The organism is Paraburkholderia phenoliruptrix, assembly GCF_019511605.1.
Taxonomy (GTDB): Bacteria; Pseudomonadota; Gammaproteobacteria; order Burkholderiales; family Burkholderiaceae; genus Paraburkholderia; species Paraburkholderia phenoliruptrix_A.
Map to the genome: position 1 here is coordinate 1 of NZ_JAEUAV010000031.1, position 24,432 is coordinate 24,432.

22 protein-coding genes are annotated in these 24,432 nt (G+C 65.0%); 7 read left to right on the plus strand and 15 right to left on the minus strand.

Translation table 11 applies throughout. The features are described 5' to 3' along the window. Positions 1–518: 518 nt before the first annotated feature. From JNB89_RS27325 to mpl, 15 genes are all read right to left on the minus strand, one after another. Positions 519–1,598 carry an aldose 1-epimerase gene (locus JNB89_RS27325; protein ID WP_220364284.1) on the minus strand — a complete coding sequence of 360 codons (1,080 nt, stop codon included), beginning with the start codon at positions 1,596–1,598 and terminating at the stop codon, positions 519–521. A gap of 254 nt (positions 1,599–1,852) precedes the next feature. Continuing rightward, entirely contained in the window at positions 1,853–2,773 is a 921-nt protein-coding gene (locus JNB89_RS27330) for an SMP-30/gluconolactonase/LRE family protein (RefSeq protein WP_220364285.1), read from the minus strand. After that, positions 2,770–3,570 (minus strand): SDR family NAD(P)-dependent oxidoreductase, encoded by an 801-nt coding sequence (locus tag JNB89_RS27335; RefSeq protein WP_220364286.1) that lies wholly within the window; start codon positions 3,568–3,570, stop codon positions 2,770–2,772. Before JNB89_RS27335 ends, JNB89_RS27330 begins: the two co-directional genes overlap by 4 nt. A gap of 53 nt (positions 3,571–3,623) precedes the next feature. Then, positions 3,624–4,640, minus strand: coding sequence for an L-arabinose ABC transporter permease AraH (gene araH / locus JNB89_RS27340; RefSeq protein WP_006051875.1), 1,017 nt, complete (start codon positions 4,638–4,640; stop codon positions 3,624–3,626). 52 nt (positions 4,641–4,692) lie between these two features. Beyond that, positions 4,693–6,225 carry an L-arabinose ABC transporter ATP-binding protein AraG gene (gene araG, locus JNB89_RS27345; RefSeq protein ID WP_220364287.1) on the minus strand — a complete coding sequence of 511 codons (1,533 nt, stop codon included), beginning with the start codon at positions 6,223–6,225 and terminating at the stop codon, positions 4,693–4,695. Positions 6,226–6,306: 81 nt separating this feature from the next. Further along, complete coding sequence (locus tag JNB89_RS27350) at positions 6,307–7,308, minus strand: arabinose ABC transporter substrate-binding protein (RefSeq protein ID WP_220364288.1); 1,002 nt, start codon at positions 7,306–7,308, stop codon at positions 6,307–6,309. A gap of 126 nt (positions 7,309–7,434) precedes the next feature. Beyond that, on the minus strand, positions 7,435–8,211 hold the full coding sequence (locus tag JNB89_RS27355; protein WP_220364289.1) for an SDR family oxidoreductase: 777 nt from the start codon (positions 8,209–8,211) through the stop codon (positions 7,435–7,437). After that, on the minus strand, positions 8,208–8,888 hold the full coding sequence (locus JNB89_RS27360) for a 2-dehydro-3-deoxy-6-phosphogalactonate aldolase (RefSeq protein ID WP_013340514.1): 681 nt from the start codon (positions 8,886–8,888) through the stop codon (positions 8,208–8,210). The genes JNB89_RS27355 and JNB89_RS27360 overlap by 4 nt, the downstream gene beginning before the upstream one ends. 9 nt (positions 8,889–8,897) lie before the next feature. Continuing rightward, positions 8,898–10,028: a 2-dehydro-3-deoxygalactonokinase gene (locus JNB89_RS27365; protein ID WP_220364290.1), complete on the minus strand. Its 1,131-nt coding sequence runs from the start codon at positions 10,026–10,028 to the stop codon at positions 8,898–8,900. After that, on the minus strand, positions 10,025–11,002 hold the full coding sequence (locus JNB89_RS27370; RefSeq protein ID WP_220364291.1) for an IclR family transcriptional regulator: 978 nt from the start codon (positions 11,000–11,002) through the stop codon (positions 10,025–10,027). The genes JNB89_RS27365 and JNB89_RS27370 overlap by 4 nt, the downstream gene beginning before the upstream one ends. A gap of 977 nt (positions 11,003–11,979) precedes the next feature. Next, positions 11,980–12,702 carry a monofunctional biosynthetic peptidoglycan transglycosylase gene (gene mtgA, locus JNB89_RS27375; protein ID WP_027213193.1) on the minus strand — a complete coding sequence of 241 codons (723 nt, stop codon included), beginning with the start codon at positions 12,700–12,702 and terminating at the stop codon, positions 11,980–11,982. Positions 12,703–12,750: 48 nt separating this feature from the next. Next, positions 12,751–13,614 (minus strand): shikimate dehydrogenase, encoded by an 864-nt coding sequence (gene aroE / locus JNB89_RS27380; protein ID WP_220364292.1) that lies wholly within the window; start codon positions 13,612–13,614, stop codon positions 12,751–12,753. Further along, positions 13,611–15,719, minus strand: coding sequence for a ribonuclease catalytic domain-containing protein (locus JNB89_RS27385; RefSeq protein WP_220364293.1), 2,109 nt, complete (start codon positions 15,717–15,719; stop codon positions 13,611–13,613). The genes aroE and JNB89_RS27385 overlap by 4 nt, the downstream gene beginning before the upstream one ends. A gap of 221 nt (positions 15,720–15,940) precedes the next feature. Further along, positions 15,941–16,543, minus strand: coding sequence for a YqiA/YcfP family alpha/beta fold hydrolase (locus tag JNB89_RS27390; protein WP_135893067.1), 603 nt, complete (start codon positions 16,541–16,543; stop codon positions 15,941–15,943). Beyond that, positions 16,540–17,934 (minus strand): UDP-N-acetylmuramate:L-alanyl-gamma-D-glutamyl-meso-diaminopimelate ligase, encoded by a 1,395-nt coding sequence (mpl, locus tag JNB89_RS27395; protein WP_220364294.1) that lies wholly within the window; start codon positions 17,932–17,934, stop codon positions 16,540–16,542. The genes JNB89_RS27390 and mpl overlap by 4 nt, the downstream gene beginning before the upstream one ends. A 269-nt stretch (positions 17,935–18,203) precedes the next feature. Between mpl and JNB89_RS27400 the strand changes: the two genes are divergently transcribed. The 7 genes from JNB89_RS27400 (at position 18,204) to JNB89_RS27430 (ending at position 24,415) form a co-directional block, all read left to right on the plus strand. Beyond that, complete coding sequence (locus JNB89_RS27400) at positions 18,204–18,857, plus strand: UDP-N-acetylmuramate--alanine ligase (protein ID WP_220364295.1); 654 nt, start codon at positions 18,204–18,206, stop codon at positions 18,855–18,857. A gap of 9 nt (positions 18,858–18,866) precedes the next feature. Next, positions 18,867–19,448 (plus strand): TlpA family protein disulfide reductase, encoded by a 582-nt coding sequence (locus tag JNB89_RS27405; RefSeq protein ID WP_220364296.1) that lies wholly within the window; start codon positions 18,867–18,869, stop codon positions 19,446–19,448. Between the two features lie 194 nt (positions 19,449–19,642). Next, positions 19,643–20,098 (plus strand): type II 3-dehydroquinate dehydratase, encoded by a 456-nt coding sequence (gene aroQ, locus JNB89_RS27410; protein ID WP_013340535.1) that lies wholly within the window; start codon positions 19,643–19,645, stop codon positions 20,096–20,098. 71 nt (positions 20,099–20,169) lie between these two features. Continuing rightward, positions 20,170–20,649, plus strand: a complete 480-nt coding sequence (gene accB / locus JNB89_RS27415; RefSeq protein WP_135893071.1) for an acetyl-CoA carboxylase biotin carboxyl carrier protein — start codon at positions 20,170–20,172, stop codon at positions 20,647–20,649. Positions 20,650–20,788: 139 nt separating this feature from the next. Then, the gene (gene accC / locus JNB89_RS27420) at positions 20,789–22,156 is read left to right on the plus strand and encodes an acetyl-CoA carboxylase biotin carboxylase subunit (protein WP_013340537.1); all 1,368 of its coding nucleotides are present in this window, start codon (positions 20,789–20,791) and stop codon (positions 22,154–22,156) included. A gap of 3 nt (positions 22,157–22,159) precedes the next feature. After that, positions 22,160–23,062: a 50S ribosomal protein L11 methyltransferase gene (gene prmA, locus JNB89_RS27425; protein ID WP_013340538.1), complete on the plus strand. Its 903-nt coding sequence runs from the start codon at positions 22,160–22,162 to the stop codon at positions 23,060–23,062. A 48-nt stretch (positions 23,063–23,110) separates the two neighbouring features. Continuing rightward, on the plus strand, positions 23,111–24,415 hold the full coding sequence (locus tag JNB89_RS27430; protein ID WP_220364297.1) for a DUF3426 domain-containing protein: 1,305 nt from the start codon (positions 23,111–23,113) through the stop codon (positions 24,413–24,415). The last annotated feature ends 17 nt before the right edge of the window (positions 24,416–24,432 follow it).

The following is a 24,432-nucleotide window of genomic DNA, read 5'->3' on the forward strand; positions in this document are numbered from 1 at the left end:
GATCGATGAGCTCCTCTGGTATTGCCGGCAGCTCAGGCGGGGGCGCAGACCCTGCTTTCGGTTTGCTTGGCATACATGCTCCTTTGGGTACATGTTATGCCTTGAACACAAAATTTCTGACAGGCTCCCGCCGCGTCACCGCGTGGGGCAGATCAGCAGATGGGACAGGCCGCGAGCGCCGGAGCGCGTACCAGCGCTACCCAGCCCACCTCAGCGCTTTCCAGCGCTGGAAGGTGCACTGACCGCGTTCAGCGCCTTCAGGCCCCCTCACCGCACTCAGCACTCAGCACCCAGCACCCAGCACCCAGCACCCAGCACCCAGCACCCAGCACTCAGCACTCAGCACCCAGCACTCAGCGCCCCGCACCCAGCACCCAGCACCCAGCACCCAGCGCCCAGCGCCCAGAACCCAGCGCCCAGAACCCTCAGCGCACCCAGCACCCCCTGAGCACCCTTGGACCCTCAGCGCGTGGAGCACCCTCAGCCGCCTCCACGCACATCAACGCCCTCAACTCACCTCACTGCCGGCGCCGAGTGCCGCGCGCTCCCGGCATCGAGCGCAAGCCGGTACGCTCGACCGTGAAGCGAAAGCTTCGCGCAAGCCGCTCGCCGCGTCCCAATTGCGTCATGCCGTTTTCGCACGCACCGCCCACCAGGTTCATCGCGTTGATCGGGTGATCGACGGGCTCGAAGCAGAAGAAGTCCTCTCCCGGCGGCGTGTACAGCACGTAATAATCGGTGTCGGCGGCAATGTTCAGCGACAGCCGGCGCTTCGGCCACACCACGGCCGCCTGCCCGCTCCAGCCGGTGAACGCATGGTTGACGACGGTCTCCGGCAATGGATACGCGACGCCGAACTGCCACGCGGGCGGCGCCTGCACATGGCGCACCGGCAGCCAGTCGTCGCCGGCGAGCCACAGACCGCCCGACGCTGCCGACAACTCCGTGTCGGCGTCGCGCACCAGAAACGGATGCACCCCAAGCCCGAAAGGCAACGCGTCACGGCCCGTGTTCTCGATTTCGAGCGTAATGACAAGCGAAGGCCCGTCGAGCCGGTACGTCTGCACCGCGCGGAACGCGTACGGCTTGCCGTCCTGCCGGTCGCACGTGAGCCGCACGTACTCGCGGTCCGAGTCCGCGACCTGCCACGCGCACAGCCAGCCGTCGCCGTGAATGGGTAAAGGTTCGTCGGCGCGGTTACACGGCACGTCCACGCGCCGCCCAGCAAAATTGAAGCAGCCGCCGCCAATACGGTTCGAATACGGCAGCAGCGGGTAACAGGCCAATTCGTTAGGTTGCGTATCCGCGGCGACGTGGCGGCAGCGCCGGAAAATCGGCGTGAGCGCGCCGTCGTCACGCCAGTCGAAGCGCGTGACGCCGCCGCCCAGCGTCGGCGCGACGTCGAGGCGCAGCTGTGCATTGGCGAGCGTGACGCAGGCTACATCGCCAGCCGGGCTCTCGCCGACCGCGACCGCCGACGTGCTCGGCCCCGGCAATACCGGATTGGCCGCGGCCGCGAGCCGCGAGCGTCGGCTTTGCGTCCCTGCTGAAGTGTGAGCGCTCGCTGAGAAGGCGGAAACTGGATTCGCAACACTCATATTTGGCTCCTTCGAGAGGCTTGGCACGTTGCCGTCATGGCTGGTGGCTGCTGTCGGGCGATTTCCTGGAACCGGTCGCCTCTGATCCGAATTCGGCTTGCTGCGCGACGCCGGCTTTGATGGCCGGTCTTTCTGTTTGCTATTGCGACATCGGCACGGTCACGCAACGTGCCGCTGCCGCCCGGCTTCTGCACCGCTGACCACCGCTACACCGCACCGCGGCGCGGTCGCCGACGGCGCTGCGTCGAACTCCGCTACGCCGGCGCGCCGAGAAAAACCGGCTCGGACAAACCGCGGCGCGCCGGCGTCGCGATGAACACGCCGCCTGCGCGCGAGTCGCCGGCAAGCGCGGCCGCGTCGAGCCCCACGCGCGCGCTCGTAATGTAGAGGGTGCCCAACCGCGCGCCGCCCAGCGCGACGCAGCTCGGCTGCAACGTGGGCACTTCCACGCGCTCGGTTTCGACACCGTCGGCGCCATAACGCACGACGCGACCGCCGCCCCACTGCGCGTTCCACAAGCCGCCGTCGCGATCGACGGTCGAGCCGTCGGGCTCGCCGCTCGCGTCCGTCAGACGCGTGAAGAGGCGGTCGTTGGCGATTCCGCCGTCCGCCCCGTAGTCGCAGGCGCGGATCTCGCGCGTCGGCGAATCACAGTAATACATCGTTGCGCCGTCGGGGCTGAAGGCAATGCTGTTCGAAATGGCAGGCGCGGGCAGCGGCAAACGCTCGAGCGTCAGGTCGCGGCCCAGCCGGTAGAACCCGCCGACCGCCCGCAACGGCGAGCCTTCGTCTTTCGTGCCGAACACGAAACGGCCCTGCCGGTCGCAGCGACCGTCGTTCACGCGTGTGTTCAGACCCGGCTCGACATCGACGATATGACGTGTCTTGCCCGTCGCAAGATCGAAAAACGCCAGATGCGAGGCCAGACCGAGCAACAGGAAATGCGGATCGGCGCACAGCGCAAAGGTGGCAAGCCGCTCCGGCATGGCCCACGAAGTACTGCGGCCGTCGCGCGGATCGTAGCGCCACAAACGCGCGCCTTCAATATCGGTCCAGTAGAAGCGGCCCGTCTGCGCACACCATGTCGCGCCTTCGCCCAACGTGCACTTGCTGTCGACCAGCAGGGCGGCGCGCGGCGTGCGCGGCGCGCCGCCCACTTCCGCGCCCCCGTTCACGCCCACCCTCCGTCGACGACGATGTCCTGTGCGGTGATCATGCGGCTGTCGTCGGCGGCGAGAAAGAGCGCCATGCGCGCGAGGTCGGCCGGCAGGAGCTCAGCGTCGATGCACTGGCCTTCCTTGATCGCGCGGCGGCCCGCGTCGTCGAGCCACAGGCGCTTCTGCTTTTCGGTCATCACCCAGCCGGGCACGAGCGTATTCACGCGAACGTTGAAGGGACCGAGGTCGCGTGCGAGACCGCGCGTCAAACCCTGCACGGCGGACTTCGACATCACGTACACCGGATAGCCGCCGTTTTTCAGCATCCAGCTGATCGAGCCGAGGTTGATAATGGAGCCGCTGCGCGCCGCCTTCATGTCCTCGATCACCGCCTGCGCCGCGAAGAACTGATGGCGGATGTTCACTGCGATGCCCGCGTCGAACGACTCGCGCGTGACTTCGCCGATCGTATGGCGCTTGTCGTTCGCCGCGTTGTTCACGAGCACCTGGATCGGGCCGAGCGCGGCTTTCACGTCGGCGATGGCTTTTTGCAGCGCGTCGATGTCCGTGAGATCGCAGCTCATGAAGAGCGGCTTGTGCTTCGAGTCGCCGAGTTCGTCGGCAAGGGCTTCGCCCGCCGTTGCGTCGATATCGAAGAAGGCGACACGTGCGCCTTGCGCCGCGAAGTGTTCGACGAACGATGCGCCGATACCGGTCGCGCCGCCCGTGATCAGCACCGTGCGGTCGACAAGACTCGGATAGCGCGCGAATGACTGGTTCGCGAGGCGCTCGCTTGCGTTGGCCGGAGACGACATCGTTCGATTCCTTTTTTAGAGCGGGATGAATTGAGCACGCATGATCGCGAACATCAATCGCGCGAGCCGCGGTTTTTCAACTGGTCGAGCAACACGGCGGCCAGCAGGATCGCGCCGCGCACGAGGTACTGATAGAACGCGTCGATGTTCATCAGGTTCATGACGTTTTCGACCGTGCCCATGATCAGCACGCCGATCACCACGCCGGAAATGGTCGCGCGGCCGCCGAGCAGCGACACGCCGCCGAGCACGCACGCGGAGATCACGTTCAGCTCGAAGCCTTGCGCGGCATTCGGCTGACCCGACGTGATACGCGAGGCGAGAATCACTCCGGCGAGCGCGGTGACTGCGCCCTGAATCAGGAAGATGTAGACGCGCGTGCGCTCCACGTTGATACCGGCAAGCCGCGACGCTTCGGGATTGCCGCCGATGGCGAGCGTATTGCGGCCATACACGGTCTGATTGAGCATCACGCCGAACACGATGAAGCACAGCAGCGTGACCCAGATCGGCAGCGACACGCCGAAGAAGCTCAGGCCGCCGAGCGCAATGAACGTATCCGACGAGACGCCTACGGCCTGGCCGTGCGACACGATGAAGCCGAGGCCGCGCACGATTTCCATCGTCGCGAGCGTGGTGATCAGCGCGTTGATGCGCAGATACGCAATGACCGCGCCGTTGACGAAGCCGATCACCGCGCCCGCCGCCACCGCGGCGACAATCGCGATGAAGGTGTTGTCGGTCGCATTGAGCACCATCGCACACAACACGCCGGCAAACGCGACGGTCGAACCGATTGACAGATCGAAGTCGCGCGACGCGAGACAGAACATCATCGTGCACGCGACCATGCCGATCTGCGAAATGGACAGCGCCAGGCCGAGCATGTTCTCGATCGAGAAGAAGTGGTCGACGGTCAGCGACATCGTCACGAACATCACCACGAAAATCAGGATCAGGCTGTACTCGGTGATCTGCTGCCACCACTTCGCCTTGTCGCTCGTCTGCGGAATCAGCGCTTCGGCGGCACTCTTGGCGGCCTGTTGCGCGAGGTTTTCTCTAGCTTGCATTTGAAGACTCCTCCCGTTCCCCACGGGTTACCGGACTTGCGTCCAATGATGTTCAGGCCGCCTGTTGAGCGGCAGTTGCTGGCAGTGCGGTCGAGCTTTGCGGCAACGCGAGGCTCAACACCGCTTGTTCCGTTGCGTCGTTGCGCGCGAGTTCGCCGGAAATGCGGCCCTGGCGCATCACGACGATGCGGTCGGACACGCCCAGCACTTCAGGCAGTTCCGACGAGATCATCACGATCGCGCAGCCGCGTTCGGCGAGCTGATAAATCACGTTGTAGATTTCGTGCTTCGCGCCGACGTCGATACCGCGAGTGGGTTCGTCGAGAATCACCACTTTCAGATCGGGCTCGGCGAGCCAGCGCGACAGAATCGCCTTCTGCTGGTTGCCGCCCGACAGGAAGCGGATTTTCTGCCGGCGGCTCGGCGTCTTGATCTTCAGCAGCTTGATGAAACGGTCCGCGGTTTGCGCCTCTTTCTTGCGGTCGAGGAACATGCCCGCGCGCAGATAATGGCGGCGGCAACTGATGTTGATGTTCTCCGCCACGGTCGCCATCGCGACAATGCCTTCTTCCTTGCGGTCTTCGGGACACAGCACGATGCCGTGGCGAATCGCTTCCCCCGCGCTCTTCACGCGGATCGGCTTGCCGTCGAGCAGCAGTTCGCCGCCCTTCTTGTGCTCGGTGCCGTACACCAGATGCATCAGTTCGCTGCGGCCCGCGCCCACCAGCCCGAAGAAGCCGACAATCTCGCCGCGCCGCACTTCGAAGCTGGCCGGCTGGGACAACGCGTGGCCTTCAATGGCCTTGGCGGCAAAGCGCACTTCACCGAGCGGCCGCGGCGAATAATTGTAGATGTCCGAAATTTCCCGCCCCACCATTTCGCTGACGATGGTGTCGCGCGACACGCCTTGCAGCGTCGCATGCGAGGCGACCTTGCGCCCGTCGCGAAAGATCGTGCAGGCGTCGCACAGTTCGTAGATTTCGTCCATGCGATGCGAGATGTAGATCATCGCGCGGTTGTCGGCGCGCAGATCGCGCACCAGCTTGAACAGCACCTCGGTCTCGCGATGCGACAGCGAACTCGTCGGTTCGTCGAGCGCGATGACGCGCGCATTGCGCAGCAGCGCCTTGCAGATTTCGACCATTTGCCGTTGCGCGATGGAGAGCTTGCGCAGCTTCGCGTCCGGATCGAGCGCTACGCCCATTGCTTCGAGGCGTTCGCGCACGAAGCGCTTGGCGTGGCGCTTGTTGACCCAGCCGAACGAATTGGGCAACTGGCCAAGCAGCAGGTTTTCCGCGACCGTAAGGTCGGGCACGTATTGCAGTTCCTGGTGAATCACCGCAATCCCGGCCGCAATCGACGAAGCGGCGCTCGTGAAGCGCACTTCTTTTCCGTCGATCATCACGCGGCCCGAGTCGGGCTGATATTCACCGCCGAGTATCTTCAGCAGGGTCGATTTCCCTGCGCCGTTTTCGCCCATCAGGCCGTGCACCTGGCCGACGTTGACGTCGAAGGACACACCGTCGAGTGCGCGCACGCCTGGAAAGACCTTGCCGATATTGTCAAAACGTAGCGTCGCTGACACTTCGCCTCCTCTGTCGATCTTTGCTGTTGCCGGCGCGCGCTGCAAAGCGCCGCGCCGGCAGTCCACTTCATTGCACCGTGCTTATTTCGAAGCGAGGCCCATCTTCTCGCGCACTTCGCCGACGTTCGCGCGCGTGGCCAGCATGCCGGTCGTCAGCGTGAGCGGGGGCGGCGCCTTGCCTTGCGTGATCCAGTCGTACATCAGCGCCGAGGTTTCCTCGCCGTGACGCTTCGGGCTGATGATGACCGTGCCGAAGAAGCCGGTCGGGTTCGGCTTCTTGAACTCGTTCAATGCCGAATCCGAACCGCCGATGCCGATGCCGATCATGTTGTCGGCCTTGAAACCACGGCCTTCCGCTGCGCGCACCGCGCCGAGCACGGCTTCGTCGTTCAGGCCGTAAGCCACCCAGTGCTTGAACTGCGGGTTCTTGGTGAGCGCGATGTTGGCGGCGTTGAACGCGTTTTCCGTGTCCGTCTTCGCTTGCGGCGCGGCGATCACGTTAGCCTTCGGGAAGCCGGCGGCGAGAAGCGCGTCGGTCGCGCCGCTCGTGCGGTCATGCGCGGTCGGCAACTGCTCGTAAGTTACGTCGATCGCACCGACGTCCTTCATGTCCCAGCCGCGCTTCTTGATCTCGGCGGCGAGGCCGTCGCCGACCTGCTTGCCGATGTTGTACGCCGAGATGCCCATGTGCGGCACCGACGCGATCGGCTTGCCCGCGCCGTCCACCAGACGGTCGTCGACGGTCATCATCTTCAGGCCGTCGGCCTTCGCCTTCGCGACGATGCCCGGTCCGAGCTTGACGTCAGGCGTGCAGATCACGAAGCCCTGGGCCTTTTGCGCCGACAGGTTGTCGATGGCGCTCATCACCTTTTCGCCGGACGGCGCGCCGATCTTCACGAGCGTGAAGCCCTTCTCCTTGGCCGCCATTTCGGCGAACTTCCATTCGTCCTGGAACCACGGCTCTTCGGGCTGCTTCACGAGAAAACCGATCTTGACCGGGTCGGCGGCTTGCGCGATGGGTGCGTTAAAGAGCACACCCGCCGCCGCTGCTGCTGCCAGCGTGAGGAAAATTCTGCGTTTCATGTTGCGTGTCTCCTGACTAATTGATAACGAGAAGGTATCGGCCGCGTCTTCTTGTACCGGTTATGACACACGCGGCCAGCGCGTCGTCCGGTGAAACTGTGCTGCGTGATTCTTTCCGTTCGTCATTCAGTCGTGATAGAGGACCGAGCGGCCGCCATCCACGGTGATACACGTGGCGTTGATGAACGGCGCTTCGTCCGAGGCGAGAAACACCGCCGTCATCGCTACTTCTTCCGGGCGGCCGATGCGCTTCATCGGCTGCAAATCGATCGTGGCCTGCCGCGCCGCGACCGGATCGGGCTGTTCGTTCCACCAGTCGCGCGCCAGTTGGGTCTCGATATAGCCCGGCGCGATGGCGTTCACGCGCACGTTGCGCGACGCGTATTCGATGCCGAGCGCGCGCGTGAGGCCAATCACACCGTGCTTTGCGACCGGGTACGGAAAGCAGCCCGGGATGATCTTGAACGCATGCGTGGAGGCGATATTCACGATGCTTCCCGCGCCGCGCTCGACCATGCCCGGCAGCACCGCGCGACAGCCGTTCCAGACGCCGTCGAGATCGACAGCGAAGCAGCGGCGCCAGTCGTCGTCGGTCATGGTGAGCGGGTCGCAAAACACGTTGATGCCCGCGTTGTTCACCAGCACATCGACGGGTCCGAGCGCGGCTTGCGCTTCGCTCACCGCGTGCTGAACCGACGCGGATTGCGTGACGTCCGTGTGCACGGCCAGCACGCGCGCGCCCGTCTCCGCGCGGATCTCTTCAGCGGTGTGCCGCGCCGTCTCGATGTCGAGTTCGGCAAGTGCCACGGCCGCGCCTTCACGCGCGAACGCAAGCGCGATGGCCGCGCCGATACCGCGCCCGGCGCCGGTGACAAGTGCGACTTTGCCGGCGAGCCGTGTCATTTCTTCGCACCCGCGCGCGCCACGCGCAAACCGTTGATGAACGCCTTCGCGTGCGACGCGGTCACGGCCGCGCTCTGCCCCGGCTTGTAAAGCGCCGAACCGAGCCCAAACCCGTTCGCGCCGGCACTGAGAAACGGCCCCATGTTGTCCGGCGTGACGCCGCCCACCGGCACGAGCGGCACCTCGGCGGCGATCACCGCGCGCCATGCTTTCACGACGTGGCAGCCGAGCTGCTCGGCGGGGAACATCTTCAATACGTCCGCGCCGTTCTTCAGCGCGATGAACGCCTCCGTCGGCGTCGCGACGCCGGGCGCGCAGGCCATGCCTTGCGCCTTGGCTGCCATGACCACTTCGGGATCGCTGTGCGGCATGACGATCAGCTCGCCGCCCGCGGACTTCACGTCGCGAACGAAATCCGGATGCAGCACCGTGCCCGCGCCGACAATCGCATCGGCGGGCAGCGCCTTGCGGATCGCGGCAATGCTGTCGAACGGCTGCGGCGAATTCAACGGCACTTCGACGATGCGAAAGCCGGCCTCGTACAGCGCCTGACCGTGCTCGGCGGCATCCACTGGCGTCACGCCGCGCATGATCGCGATCAGCGGACATGCCTCGAACGCCGCGATCAGGCCCGCATGCGGCATGTACGGAGCGGGCAGATTGATGTGAGGTTGCATGTCGGTTCCCTATTTCGTGGAGGTCGGCGCGGCTGCCTGGCTGGGATGCGCCGCGTAGCGGGCCGCCTTGACGAGCCCCGCCTGCGAGGCGACGCGCCACAAGCCGCGTTCGGTCGCCTGCCGGATCAGTTCGGCCTGCGTGCAGCCGAACCGCGCAAGCGCGGCGCGATAGCGCTCGCACAGCGCTTCGTTGCCGATCAGGCGCAGGCTGTGGCCCGCGAGCGAAAGGTGTTGCTGCGCCAGCACCGCTTCGAGGCCGGCGAGTTCATGTCCGATCAGCAGGCCAGACAGATAGTCCGGCTGCTGCTCGCGCGAAAGCTGCCCCGTGAGGCCCAGCGTGCGCGAACTGAAGACCGTCGCGAGCACGCCCGCCTGCCCCTTGTCCCGCGCGATGTCCACGCCGCGCAGGAACGATTCGGAATCCGGACGATCAGGCGTGACCATCGTGCGGCCGAGAATGGTGTGTTCGCGCAGTGCGCCGAACACTTCGCCGGTCATGAATGTATGAAAGCGTTCGATGCGACCCGCCTGCACCATCGCCCATTTGGCGTGTGTGCCTGGCAAGCCGATCAGCGCCGGCTTGCCGCTGTCCGCACCCGCGGGATCGTCGCCCAGCGCGCCGAAGATCTGCGTTTCCTCGCCGCGCATCACGTTGGGCAACTCGCCGCGTTGCAGCACGCCGGGCACGATGTTCAGCGTCGCGCCGCAAGCCGCCTGCACGCGCACGATGCCGGCCGCCAGCGCGTCGGCACTGGCCGGTGTCTCGACGTAAGGCGCTTCGAGCCAGCCCTGCGCGCTGCCGACCATGCCCGCGGCAATCACCGGCGTGCCGGGCGCGGCGTCGAGCCATGCGCCGCAGGCGTCGTCGAAAGCCGCGTCGAAACCGCCTTGCTCCGCGCTGCGCGGCAAATTCATGATGCCGGCCGTCGACGCGCGCGTCGCCAGTACGTTGCCGGCCGCGTCGTAGAGATACGCGCGCAGCGACGTCGTGCCCCAGTCGAGCGCGATCAGGGCCGCATGGCGCGCGGCTCGGGCGGCGCTTGCTACTGCGTTGGCTGCCGCGCTTGCTGCTGCGTTGGCTCCGTCAGCGCCGGCTGCAAGCTGGGCGTCCGACGGTGTGGGCGAACCCGCCTGTTTCATCGCTTGATCCTGCGGGTTGTGGGTTGGGGGGCGCGCCAGCCGAGTTCTTCGGAGATCGCGCGGGCCTCGCGCTGCACGACCGGAATGAGTTCGTCCATGCGTTCGAGCGGCATATAGGGAATCGTGCTCGCCACCGAGAGCGCCGCGACGATTGCGCCCGTTGCATCGCGCACCGGCGCGGCAACGCAGCGGATCGACGCTTCGTTTTCCTCGAGGTCGAACGTATAGCCGCCGGCTGCGTAGTTCGTCATGCGCTGCATGAAGGTCTGCGCGTCGGGGCGGTTATCGGGCTTGAACGTGACGCTGGCAAGCGTGCGGCGCGACGCGTCGAAAAGCGACTGCCAGAGCTCGGGCTTGAGATCGAGCATCATGGCCTTGCCGATTCCCGTCGACGCGAGCGGCATGCGGTGCCCTACGCGCGAACGCATTTCGAGGCCGCGCGTGCCCGGAATCTTGTCGATGTAGAGCACGTCGTCGCCGTCGCGCACGCCGAGGTGGATGGTGTCGAGTGTCTGTTCTGCGAGCGATTCCAGATGCGGGCGAGCCACGGCAGTGAGCGGCATCTGTTCGAGCGCGATGGTGCCGAGTTCGATCAGCTTGGGACCGAGCAGATAACCGCCTTGCACCTGGCGTAGGTAACGCGCCTGCACGAGGCTGCTGACCAGCCGATGCGTGGTGCTGCGCGTCGTACCTAGTGCCGCGCCGAAGGTGCGCAGATCGCGCACGCCGGCGGCGGCCGCCTCGAGAATCGCGAGACCGCGCAGGAGCGTCTGCGTGCCGGCCTGTTGCGGCGTGATGTCGAGCAGCGTGCTCGGCAGCGCGATTTCGTTGACGACGGCGGGCTGCGCGGCGGCACGCGGCGCTTTCGCGGCGGGAGGCGCCGCACGCACGGCGGCGTTCGCCGCGGGCTCGGCTCGCGGCGCCAGATCGGCTTCGGCCGCGCCTTCGGCGTGATGAGGCATCGCTTTGTTCATGGCGATTCGCTTTTCGGGGGTTTCTGCGCTTACAGCGCGGGGCCGGAGAGCGGGCCTTGGGGGTGCGCGGCCTGGTGGGCGCGGGGATGCTGCCGGGTGGTTTCGTAAAGCATGGTTGGCTTTGTCTCCGGGTTTTTTTGCTGTTGCAGATATGTGTCTGCTTGTTGGAGCCGATTGTAGGTCCGTTTGTTGGAAATCTCCAATATGTGATTGTGGTGGTCAGATAATGGGATTTTTTGTTGCCGTTGGGTTTGGTTTTTAACCCCCTTGGCCTTTCCTTGAATTCACGGTGGTCTATTGGCGTTGCCCCTGTGCGGGGCGGCACCTACTTTCTTTGCAGCCGCAAAGAAAGTAGGCAAAGAAAGCGGCTCACACCGCCAGCTCATAAGTGGGTCCCGTGGCCTGCAGAAGGTTCTGGTCCATCTGGAATCCGTGCCTCCGCACATTCGGCCCATGTGACAAGGCAGTCATACCTCCCGCCTCGCACAATGTGCTCGCCGGAACGGTTTGCTTACAACCAGTCACTCCGTTCTAGGCAGGGAATGCGGCTTCACCGCGAAGACGCGCAAACACACGCGGCGCTTCTCGCGAGGGCAACGGCGGCAGCACAAACGAAATATCAGGGAGCCGAATACATGATGAGAAAGGGGAATAGACAGCGAAGGGAGCGCGGTTTTTAGAACGACCGCTTCGGCGCGCGAAGCGTCGCCGGAAGAATGACTGCCTTGTCACGGAGGCGGAATGTGCGAGAAGACGGATTCCAGATGCACCACTACGCTCTCCAAGCCACGGGGCGCACTTATGAGCTGGCGGTTTGAGCCGGCTTTCTTTGCTTACTTTCTTTGCGGCGGCAAAGAAAGTAAGTGCCGCTCCGCACAGGGGCAACGCCAATAGACCGCCGTGAATTCAAGGAAAGGCCAACGGGGTCAAACAGCCGAAAAAACACCCCCGCGCAAAAAGAACAAAACACCGCCCGTCTAGTCGGGCAATTCCGCCGCCCCCATCCTGCGGGCGATCACCCGCGCCCTCTGCTGCAGATACTTCGATCCGCGATGTTCATCGAAATACCTGGGCTGCGGCAGCATGACCGCGAGCCGCGCCGACTGCGCAGCGCTCAGCGCACTCGCGGACGTCTTGTAGTAATAACGCGCCGCCGCCTCGGCGCCATACACGCCGTTGGCCCACTCCACGGAATTCAGGTAGATCTCGAAGATGCGCTCCTTGTCCATCAAGGTTTCCAGCATCCACGTAATGATCAGCTCCTGCCCCTTGCGGATATAGCTCTTCTCACGCGACAAAAAGAGGTTGCGCGCCAGTTGCTGCGTGATCGTCGAGCCGCCGCGCACTATCTTGCCCTTCGCCTTGTTGCGCTCCCAGGCCTGCAGAATGGCGTCGGTTTCGTAGCCGTTGTTGTTGACGAAGTTGGCGTCTTCGGAAGCAATAATCGCCCGCTTCAAGTTGCGCGAGATCTGGTCGTACGGCACCCACGTGCGCTGAATCGAAAGATCGGGTCTCTCGCGCGACAGGCGCCACGCATCCGAGCGCATGTAAGCCGTCGAGCGCGGATTGACATAGTTCCACACCGCAATCTGCGCGAAGTAGAAAAGCTGCGTCGCGAGCCACGCGAACACCAGCACGGCAGCCAGATAAACGATCCATCGCGCCGGACCTGGCCGGCTTGCGCGCCGCGTAGCTGTCATCGTGATGTCGGGTCTCGTGTGATTGCAGTGGTGTTGCCAACAGGCGCATCAGGTGTGCGACGGCGCCCTCAGCAGTGCGCGCAGTTCCGCGAGCACGGGCGCGCCCTCGGGTCGCACGCCGCGCCAGACATAGAAGGATTCGGCGGCCTGCTCGACCAGCATGCCGAGACCGTCGGCGCCGCGCGCGCCGAGCTTCTGCGCATGCTCGATGAACACGGTCGGATGCGCGCCGTACATCATGTCATAGGCGAGCGTGCCGCTGCCGAATGCGCCGTCGTCGCATTCCGGTAACGACGCTTCCAGGCTGCCCGCGGTTGCATTGACGATCACGTCGTAGGCGCCCGGCTCGATGGCGCGCGCGTTGCCCCCGGAAAGGCGGCACGCGGCGTCGGCGGCGGCTTGCGCGAACTGGCCGACCAGCGCTTCGGCCTTCGCCGCCGTGCGGTTGACGATGGTAAGCGTATGCGGCCCGCGCTCGAGCATCGGCAGAATCACGCCTCGCGCGGCGCCGCCCGCGCCCAGCAGCAGAATGCGCGCGCCCTTCAGCGGTGCGCCGAGATTCACCTCGATGTCGCGCACGAGCCCGAAGCCGTCCGTGTTGTCGCCGTAGACACCGTTCGAATCAACCCGCAACGTGTTCACCGCGCCGGCGGCGGCCGCGCGCGGCGACAAAACATCGGCGAAGGCGTGCGCGTCCAGTTTGAACGGCACCGTTACGTTCAGCCCGCGACCGCCCGCTTCAATAAATGCGCGCACGTGCGGCACGAAAGCGTCCACCGGCGCGAGCAACGCGCCGTATTCCACCGGCTCGCCCGTCTGCGCGGCAAAGCGGCTATGTATGAACGGCGACTTGCTATGGCCGACCGGATTGCCGATCACCGCATAACGGTCTTTTATCTGCGTGCCGCTCATCGTCCTGGTTCCGTGACGTGCTGCCCGGTGGCGGCGTTCGCGCCTTCGCCGTCCTGCGCGGCCTCTTCATTCTCTGCCCCAGGCACAGCGGCTTCGGCCTGCGCCTCAGCCTCGCTCTCGGCGCTTTCGTCCGATGCTTCGACGATTTCGTCGTCTTCGCCCTCGTCGGCCTCCTCCGCTTCGCTGCCGCTCGTGACGGTGGGCGCATCGAGCACGTGCAGAAGACGCACCGACGCCTCGACAGTCAATTCGTCAATCGACATGACTTCCATCAGCAGACGCGTGCCGCGCGCATGCACGCCGAGCCCCGGGACATGCAGCAGCAGCGGAATTTCTTCGAGCCGCACGAGGTCGCCCTTCACTACCGACGCGACCACCTGCTTCTTGTTTTCCTGCTTGAGCCAGCGCAGGCACCAGAAGTACTCCATGCGGCGTTGGTGATCGGCGTACGCGCTATAGGTGTCGTCGAAACCTTGCACGACAGCGAACAGATCGGCGTCTTTCGGCTTGAACGGCGCAGCCAGCTTCGCGGTCACGCCATGCTGCACGCACGCGAGCAACTGCCACTGATTCACCAGGTCGACATAGCGGCGCAGCGGCGACGTGCTCCACGCGTACTGGGTCACCCCCAGCCCTTCATGCGGCGCGGCGTTCGTCTGCATGCGCGTGCGCTTCGGGCCGCTCGGCGCGCCAAACGCGCGCTGCGTGCGGTAGATGCCCGGCACGCCGTGGTCGTGCAAGAACGCGCCCCACGACGAATTGGCGAGAATTGCCAGTTCGGCCACGATCGTGTCGAGCGGCGAACCGCGCCGGCGCGGCGTGATCGTGATGTGCTCGCCGTCCACGTAGAAGTTGAAGTCGGTGTTGCGCTGCACTTCGCGGCGCAGGCCGTAGCCCGCGCGCGCTGCCTGGCGCTTCTCGAAGAGGGCCTGCGCGAACGGCCACAACACCGCGATATCTTCCTTGTGCGGATAGTCGCCGGTGCCGGCGGCGAGCGCTTCTTCGGTGACGAGTTCGTCGAGCGTGTTGTGACGCAAATTGTTCTTCACGAACACGCGCTCGGCACGCGTTTCGCTCGCGACGATTTCCTGCGTCTCGCGATTGACGATCACATACAGCGACAGCGCCGGGCGCAGGCCGCCCTCGGCGAGCGTGAATGCGTCGACAACGCTGTCGGGCAGCATCGTGATCTTGTCGCCCGGCATGTAGACCGTCGACAAACGCGCGCGCGCAATCGCGTCGATTTCGTCGCCGCGCTGAATGCCGAGCGCCGGCGCGGCGATGTGCACGCCGATGCGCACGCGGCCGTCCGCGAGATGCTCGACGGAAAACGCGTCGTCGATTTCAGTGGTGGTTATGTCGTCAATGGAAAACGCCTGCACGGCCGCTTCCGGCAGGTCGTCCGGCAAGCCGCCGAGCGTGACCGGCGGAAAGCCGGTGCCGTGCGGGAAAAATTCGGCGAGGAATTTGGCCTCGTGCAGCGCGCGCGCCGAAGGAATTGCGCCGCATTCGAGCATGAGCCGCGCCTGCGAAATGCCGCGCGCGGCCGCCGCCGCTTCCAGCGCCTTGTATTCGATGGTGTTCTTGTCCGGCTTGGTGAGCAGCGAGAGCGCCGTCTTTCCGGTGAAGGCCTCGGGCAAGCGGCCGGCTTTCAACTCTTCCTCGTAGCCTTGCTGCACGAGCGCCTGCTGACGCTTGCGCTCGAGACCGGCGAGCGCCATTTTCAGTTGTTCCTGCGGCGCGCGCTGATACATGCCGCGACCCTTGCGACGGAAATAGACCGGCGCGCCATGCATGCGCAGCACCAGCGCCGCGCGTTCGGTCGCGCCGAAGCGCTCGCCGAAATATTCCGCGCCGAGGGTGGCGAAGGGAAATTCGTCGTCGGGCGCGCATTCCCACAGGAAGTCCAGATCGATTTCCTGCGCGACCGCGTCGGCCTCCTGCATCAGCTCGGCCGCGCTCGGCTTTTCGAATTCGATCAGCACGTCTTTGGCACGCACCTTCGCGCGCCGCCCGCCCGGCAACTCGACCTGAAACGCATCGCCCTGACGCGACAGCACACTGCCGGCCTTGAAACTGCCCGATTCCTCGAAGAAAACGTTCACTCAATACTCTCGTCTGACTTGCGTGCGCCGGCCGTGCGCGGCACCGCAACGTGTTCGTGATGAATCCGCCGCGCGCGAGGCGCGCCTGCGGCATGAATCTGATGACCCGCGGCGCTTGCGCTGCGCCGCTGTCGGACTGCGTGTTTCCGGACCGCGCCGGCCATGCGCCCTCTTCCCTGCGCCGGCAAGCCGCGCCGGTCCATACCTGGGCACCGGACTGTTCAGGCAGCCTCGCGCGGCGCCGGCGGCTCGACGTCTTCGGCGTCGCAGAACGCCAGCACGTCGTCGAGATAGTCGGCGAACTCGCTGATTGCATGATCGCTACCCTCGATCAGCGTAGTGCGCGCGCCCGGATAGTGCGCGAGCATTTCGCGGTAGTCGAGCACTTCGTCACCGGTCGCGGCCAGCAAATAATATCGTTCAGGACGCGTGATGGTTGTCACGGTGAGCGCCCGCAATTCGTCAAGATGATGCGGCTCCACGACGATGCTGCCGCCGCCGTGCCACAACGGCTGCTCGCCGAGATACGCGCTCAGGTCGCGCTGCGGCACGACCGCCGGGTTCAGCAGCACCGCCGGCCAGCCGTGCTTCTCCGCGAGATAGGTGGCGAAGTAGCCGCCAAGCGAACTGCCTATTACCGTCACGCGTTGCGTGCCGGCGGCGGCCACCAGCGACTCCGCGAGCGCTACCGTCTCGAACGGCGAAACCGGCAGCATCGGGCAGCACCATTCGTCGCTGCGGCCCAGCTCCACGAGGCGCGCCGCCAGCAGGCGCGCCTTGAACGAATTCGGCGAAGAACGGAAACCGTGCAGATAAAGAATCACTGGGCGCCTCGTGAGGAGAGAGCGTCGAGCAGTTTCTGGTGGACGCCGCCAAAGCCGCCGTTGCTCATGACCAGAACCTGGTCGCCGGGGCGCGCCGCGTGAACCACGGCTTTGACGAGCGCGTCGAGATTGTCGAAGGCCTGCGCCTTGTTGCCGAGCGGCGCAAGGGCTTCACCCAGGTTCCAGCCGAGCGCGTCGCGGCCGCTCGGTGCGCCGTAGCCGAACACCAGGTCCGCATCGGCGAGACTGGCGGGCAACTGCGCCTTCATGACGCCAAGCTTCATGGTGTTCGAACGCGGCTCGAGCACCGCGAGAATGCGCGTATTGTCGCGGCCCACGCGCGCGCGCAAACCGGCCACCGTCGTTTCGATGGCGGTCGGGTGGTGCGCGAAGTCGTCGTATACAGTCACGCCGTCCACGCTGCCGCGCACTTCCATGCGGCGCTTCACGTTGCGAAAGCTCGCCAGCGACCTGGCCGCCTGCGCCGGCGGCACGCCGACATGGCGCGCTGCGGCAATCGCGGCGAGCGCATTCATGCGGTTGTGTTCGCCCTGCACCTGCCACTCCACCACGCCCACGCGCTCGGCGTTGTGATACACGGCAAAGCGTTCGTCGACCGGCACACCGTCTTCCGCCGGCTGCGTTTCCCAGCCGCCCTGCACGCCGAAGCGCTCCACCTCGCTCCAGCAGCCGCGCGTGAGTACCCGCTCGAGCGCGTCTTCGCGGCCATTGGTCACGACCCGTCCAATACGCGGCACCGTGCGGATCAAATGGTGAAACTGCGTTTCGATGGCCGCCAGATCCGGGAAGATGTCGGCGTGATCGAATTCAAGGTTGTTCAGAACGGCAGTTTTCGGCCGGTAGTGGACGAACTTCGAGCGCTTGTCGAAGAACGCGGTGTCGTACTCGTCCGCCTCGATCACGAAGAAGCTCGAATCGGTGAGCCGCGCCGAGACGCCGAAGTTGAGCGGCACGCCGCCGATCAGAAAGCCGGGGTTCAGACCCGCGTCTTCGAGCAGCCACGTCAGCATGGAACTGGTGGTGGTTTTGCCGTGCGTGCCGGCCACCGCCAGCACCCACTTGCCGTTCAGCACATGTTCGCCGAGCCATTGGGGGCCGGACACATACGGCAGGCCGCGGTCGAGAATGGCTTCCATGAGCGGATTGCCGCGCGACACCACATTGCCGATCACGAACAGGTCGGCGTTCAGGCCGTTCAGTTGCTCCGCGTCGTAGCCCTCGATCAGCCGAATGCCTTGCGCCTCGAGCTGTGTGCTCATGGGCGGATAAACGCCGGCGTCGCAGCCCGTCACCGTGTGACCCGCGCCGCGCGCGAGGACCGCGAGACCGCCCATGAACGTGCCGCAGATACCGAGGATGTGGATGTGCATAAGCCTGTCGTGCCGCGCGGGCGTTTTTCCTGGAAGGGCCCCTCCCCTGGCGTTTCGCCAAGCCCCTTGAAGGCCAGAAAACCCCGGCGGCCGGCGCTTTCCTGTGAGGGATGCGAGGTGAGCGGGCAGCCGGAACGGCTGCGCGCAAAGGACGCTATTGTAACCGACGCCTTCCGAACGCCTAAGCGCGCTCGCCCGCCGCGGCGCGCGCCGGCAGCCGCTCAAGGTCGCCAGAAAGGGCTGTCATCAATCTCTAGTATGATGGACGCATGGTCCGCAAATCACATTTTGATCCGCAGCGCGTGCGTGAGGAAATCGCGATCGCCGCCGCCCGCCTGATCGCCGAAGACGGTCTCGACTATGCAACGGCCAAGCGCAAGGCGGCCCGGCAGGTGGTCGGGGAAAGCCGCGTTGCCGGCGAATGGCTGCCCGATAACGACCAGATCGAAGAAGAAATTCGTGAATATCAGTCGCTGTTTCAGGGCGAAAGTCAGCCCGTGCTGTTGCGGCGCCTGCGGCGCATCGCGGTCGAATGGATGGAGCGGCTGGCGCAGTTCAACCCGTATCTGACCGGCGCGGTACTGGGCGGCACGGCCGGCGAACATTCCGACATACACCTGCAAGTGTTCTGCGACAACCCGAAAGAAGTCGCCATTTACTTTCTGAACGCGAACATTCAGTACGACGTGTCCGAGACGCGCCATTTCGCCGGGCGCGGCTACGTAGAGACGCTGAGCTTCCTGTGGCGACCGGCAAACGAGGCCCGCGACGCAGAGCCCGTCGGCGTTCACGTGGCGCTGTACGAATCGGACGACCTGCGCGGCGCGGTGAGGGCCGACGCCCGCGGTCGCACCGCACGCGCCAACCTGCAGGCGGTTCAGTCGCTTCTCGACGGCAGCGGCGTTGCACCTTCCACTAATTAAATACGCATCATGAACACCAGACGGATCCTGATCGGCGCAGTCGTCGCCGCGATTGCTGCCGCGAGCGGCGTGCTGGCCAGTCACTGGCTGAGCCGCGGAAGCGGCGGCGACGCGGGAAGCCAGGACAGCGTGAGCGAAGTCGCCCGCGCGGCACCATCGCCGAACAAAGAGGACCCGGTCGCTCAACTGTGGGCCACGGCGCTCACCTCGCCTGATGGCAAGCCTCAAACGCTAACTGCGCTCAAAGGGCGGCCAATCGTCGTCAACTTCTGGGCCTCGTGGTGCGGGCCCTGTGTCGAAGAAATGCCGGCACTGTCGCAACTGCACCACGAGTACGCGGGAAAAGGCATCCAGTTCGTCGGACTTGGCGTCGATTCAGAGAAAAACGTGCAGGCTTTCCTGCAGAAAGTGAAGGTCGCGTACCCGGTCTATGTGACGGGGTTCGGCGGCGCTGAGCTGGCGCGGGCGTTGGGCGACACTGCGGCGGCCCTGCCGTTCACCGTGATCATCGACGCCAAGGGCGCGATACGCTCGACAAAATTAGGGCAGATTGACCCCAACGCGATCAAAGAAACGCTCGACGCGCTGTAGATTTCACAATCTTTTCGGGCTCGCAGGGCGTCCAATCGAGGCAGATTGCAGGGAGATCGCCCGGAATTTGAAGAAGTTGCGCTGCCGCCCGAGCGCCGCAAAGCCACTCGCAGCGCTTCGTCCGTGCATGAAACTAGACAAGTTTCTCTAATCAGCGCTAAAGTGCGCCGAATTCCACGGAAAAAGAAGCGACCATGACGCGACTGCTGGTACTGCACGGCCCGAACCTCAATCTTCTCGGCACCCGGGAGCCCGAGGTCTACGGCCGTGTGACTCTGCCGCAGATCGACCAGGCGCTCGCCGATCGCGCCGCGGACGCCGGGGTCGAACTGGCGTCCTTCCAGAGCAACCATGAAGGTGCGCTCGTGGACCGCATTCAGGCGGCGCGCACGGAAAAGACAGATTTCATCCTGATCAATCCGGCCGCCTACACGCACACCAGCGTGGCCATCCGGGACGCTCTCGCGGGCGTCGGCATTCCGTTCGTCGAGATACATCTGTCGAACGTGCACCGCCGCGAGCCGTTCCGGCATCACTCGTATTTCTCCGACCAGGCAGAGGGCGTGATTTGCGGCCTCGGCTGGAAGGGCTATCTGTACGCACTGGAGTTCGCGCTCGACCGGCTCGCCGCCGGTTCGTCGCGCGTCTGAATCAACAACACTTCTAATTTGCGCCGGCCGCACGCGCGTCGGCACTTCCATGCATTGAAAGGGGCTTCCTGATGGATCTACGTAAACTGAAAACTCTGATCGACCTGGTCTCGGAGTCGGGCATATCCGAGCTCGAAGTGACCGAGGGCGAGGGCAAGGTCCGCATCGTCAAGAATGCGCCGCCGGTTTACGTGCAACCGTCCGCTTCGTATGCGCCGCAGCAACTCCCGCAAGCGGTGCCGGCCAACGGCGGCGAAGCTGCGGCCGCAGCGCCCGCAGCAGGCGCCCCCGCCACACCGGCGGCAGCGGCGCCGCAAGGCCACGTCGTGACCTCGCCGATGGTCGGCACGTTCTACCGCGCGCCGTCGCCGGGAGCGGATCCGTTCGTCCAGGTCGGCGATACGGTCAAGGAAGGCCAGACGATCTGCATCATCGAAGCCATGAAGCTGCTCAACGAAATCGAGTCGGACAAGTCCGGCGTCGTGAAGGAAATCCTCGTCGAAAACGGCCAGGCGGTCGAGTACGGCCAGCCGCTGTTCGTGGTCGGCTAACGCAGCGCGCACCGCGCCTTGCTGCGCGCATGCCGCCTATGCGCCCGTCGCGCCCCGCTGCACGGAGCGCGCGCCCGATCCTCTGAGGCAGCCGGTGTTGTGAACAACCCGGCGCCCACTGATGAGTCGAAAACCCGCTATGTTTGAAAAAATCCTCATTGCCAATCGTGGCGAGATCGCGCTTCGTATCCAGCGCGCCTGCCGCGAACTCGGCGTCAAGACGGTCGTCGTTTATTCGGAAGCCGACAAGGAAGCCAAGTACGTGAAGCTCGCGGACGAAGCGGTCTGTATCGGCCCGGCGCCGTCCAATCTGAGCTATCTGAACATGCCGGCGCTGATCAGCGCGGCGGAAGTCACCGACGCCGAAGCGATTCACCCCGGCTACGGCTTCCTGTCGGAAAACGCCGACTTCGCCGAGCGCGTCGAGCAATCCGGTTTCACCTTCATCGGTCCGCGCCCGGAAACGATCCGCATGATGGGCGACAAGGTCACGGCCAAGCAGACCATGATCAAGACCGGCGTGCCTTGCGTGCCGGGTTCCGAAGGCGCATTGCCGGAAGATCCGAAAGAGATCGTGAAAATTGCCCGCCAGGTCGGCTATCCGGTCATCATCAAGGCGGCGGGCGGCGGCGGTGGCCGCGGCATGCGCGTGGTTCACACGGAAGCGGCGCTCGTCAACGCGGTCAACATGACGCGCGAAGAAGCCGGCCGTGCGTTCGGCAACCCGCAGGTCTACATGGAAAAATTCCTGGAGAACCCGCGGCACATCGAAATCCAGGTGCTGTCCGATTCGTTCAAGAACGCAATCTGGCTCGGCGAGCGCGACTGTTCGATGCAGCGCCGCCACCAGAAGGTGATCGAAGAAGCGCCGGCGCCGGGCATCGCGCGCCGTCTGATCGACCGCATCGGCGATCGCTGCGCGGACGCCTGCAAGAAGATGGGCTATCTTGGCGCGGGTACGTTCGAGTTCCTGTACGAAAACGGCGAGTTCTACTTCATCGAGATGAACACGCGCGTGCAGGTCGAGCACCCGGTCACCGAACTCATTACCGGCGTCGACATTGTCCAGGAACAGATCCGCATCGCGGCCGGCGAAAAACTCGCCTACCGTCAGCGCGACATCGTGTTCAGGGGCCACGCAATCGAATGCCGCATTAACGCGGAAGATCCGTTCAAGTTCATTCCGTCGCCGGGGCGTCTGACGTCGTGGCACATGCCGGGCGGTCCCGGCATCCGCGTCGATTCGCATGCCTACAATGGCTATTTCGTGCCGCCGAACTATGATTCGATGATCGGCAAGCTGATCGCCTACGGCGCCACGCGCGAGCAGGCAATCAAGCGGATGCGCATTGCGCTGTCGGAAATGGTCGTGGAAGGCATTCAGACGAACATCCCGCTGCACCGCGAACTGATGCTCGACGCGAAATTCGTCGAAGGCGGCACGAGCATTCACTACCTCGAAAACCGGTTGGCCGCGAAGCAGCAGGCCGCGCCGGAAGAAGCGTAAGTCATGAGCTACCGGGAACTGGTCGCCGAACTGGCACGCGAGCACGCGGAGGAACTGTCCGACGCGCTGCTCGAGTTGGGCGCGCTGTCCGTATCGGTCGAAGATGCGGACGCCGACACGCCCGACGAGCAGCCGCTCTTCGGCGAGCCCGGTCTCACGCCTGAGCGCACCGCGTGGCAGCGCTCGCGCGTGATCGCGCTGCTCGCGCCGGAGCACGAACCGGCGGTGCTGCTCGCGGCGGCGTCGAACGAAATTGGTCTGAACGAAGCACCTTCCTTTACCGTGCGTGAAGTCGAGGAGCAGGACTGGGTGCGGCTCACGCAGTCGCAATTCGATCCGATTCCGATTGGCGAGCGCATCTGGGTCGTGCCGTCGTGGCACGACGCGCCGGATCCGGACGCCCTGGTGCTGGAACTCGATCCGGGTCTCGCGTTCGGCACCGGCAGCCACCCCACCACGCGTCTTTGCATGGAATGGCTGGAGCAGTCAGTGAAGCCGGGGCAGTCGGTGCTCGACTACGGCTGCGGCTCAGGCATTCTTGCGATCCTCGCGAAAAAATGCGGCGCCGACCCGGTGTACGGCATCGACATCGACCCGCAAGCGGTCGAGTCGGCGCGCCACAACAGCGAACGCAACCGCGCCGAGGTCACCTACGGCCTGCCCGACGAGTGTCCCGCCGGCCAGTTCGAGATCGTGGTCGCCAATATCCTGTCCAATCCGCTCAAGCTGATGGCCTCGATGCTGTCGTCGAAGGTCAAGCCGGGCGGCCGCATCGCATTGTCCGGCATTCTGGCCCGCCAGGCCGACGAGGTCGCGCAGGTGTACGCGCGCTGGATCGACATCGGCGTATGGCGCGAACACGAAGGCTGGGTATGCTTAACGGGAACACGCCGCGAAAGCCATTAGAATAAGGCGTATTGTCCAACCAACGGCCTTCCGGCTATCCGGCTCAATATGCTTCTGGCGACGCGCTGCCCCTTCTGCGAAACCGTTTTCCGCCTGCAACCGGCGCAGCTCGCGCTGCGCCGCGGGCTCGTGCGTTGCGGGCAATGTCACGAAGTGTTCGACGCCTCCAGCAGCCTCTACGACATCAGCGAGGGCGGCGATTTTGCGAGCGCAAGACACGTCTCTGCGGCCGCCGCCATCGAGGCCCTTTCCGGCACGCGGCCTGGCGCCGCGGACTTCAGCCCGGCCGCCTGGGACCCTTGGGCGCCGCGGCCCACGCCGCTTTTCGAAGAACGCTTCCGGCACAACGTGGAGAGTGTCGCGGCCCAGCCTCGCTACACGGGCGCCGGCACACCCCCGGCGTCAGGTCACGCGGCAACGGAAGGACCGGAGCGGTCCGCCGGCGCGCCCAACGCTAGTGCACCGGCCGATCACGAGCCCGTGCTCGCCGATGCACCGCTCGAACCTTTCGCTTATGAGAATGAGCCGATCAGCGAGCCGATAAAAAAGCCGATCAACGAGCCCGCCGACGAAGCGCCGCGGGTCTGGCACAAGACGGGGCGCTCTGCCGGCGTGCCGGATGACGAACCGGTCTTCAATCAATCGGCAGGTTTCCACGGCTTTCCCGACAACGAACCGCATTTCGGCACGACCGGCGTAGGCGCCGCTGGACTCGGCACCACGCATCCACATCCGCAATTCGACGATGACGATCTGCGCGGTCCGGCGCGGGCTGCGGCCACGCCGGTCGGCGAGCCGTTCTCGGTGAATCCGGTCAACGACGACGTCGACCCGTTTCCTGTGGTGCGCGAAACGCGCCCGGCCGAGCCGCGCCGTCTTGCGTGGATCATCGGGGGATCGGTGGCGGCGGCGCTTCTCGTCATCGCGCTGCTTGCGCAGCTAGCGTGGTGGCAGCGCGAAACAGTGCTCGTCTATTTTCCGCGTACGCAGGTGCTGTACGCGAAGGCGTGCGCGCAGCTCGGCTGCCAGCTCACGGCGCCGCACGACATCGACGGTCTGCAGGTGGAGCCGTCCGATCTGCGCCAGGTCGACGGGCCGCACAAGCTCGAATTGCGCATGCCGCTGCGCAACCGTTTCAACGTGGCGCTCGCCTATCCGGCAATCGAACTCACGCTGCTCGACGACCAGAACAACATTGCGCTGCGCCGCGTGCTCTTTCCGCAAGACTACGTTCCGCCCGGCACGCCGATCGCGGCCGGCCTGCCGCCGCACATGACGCAAACCATGATCGTGCGCCTCGACACGGGCAACGCGGTCGCCTCGAATTTCCGCGTACAGATTTTCTATCCGTAACGCATCCCTGCGCGCCC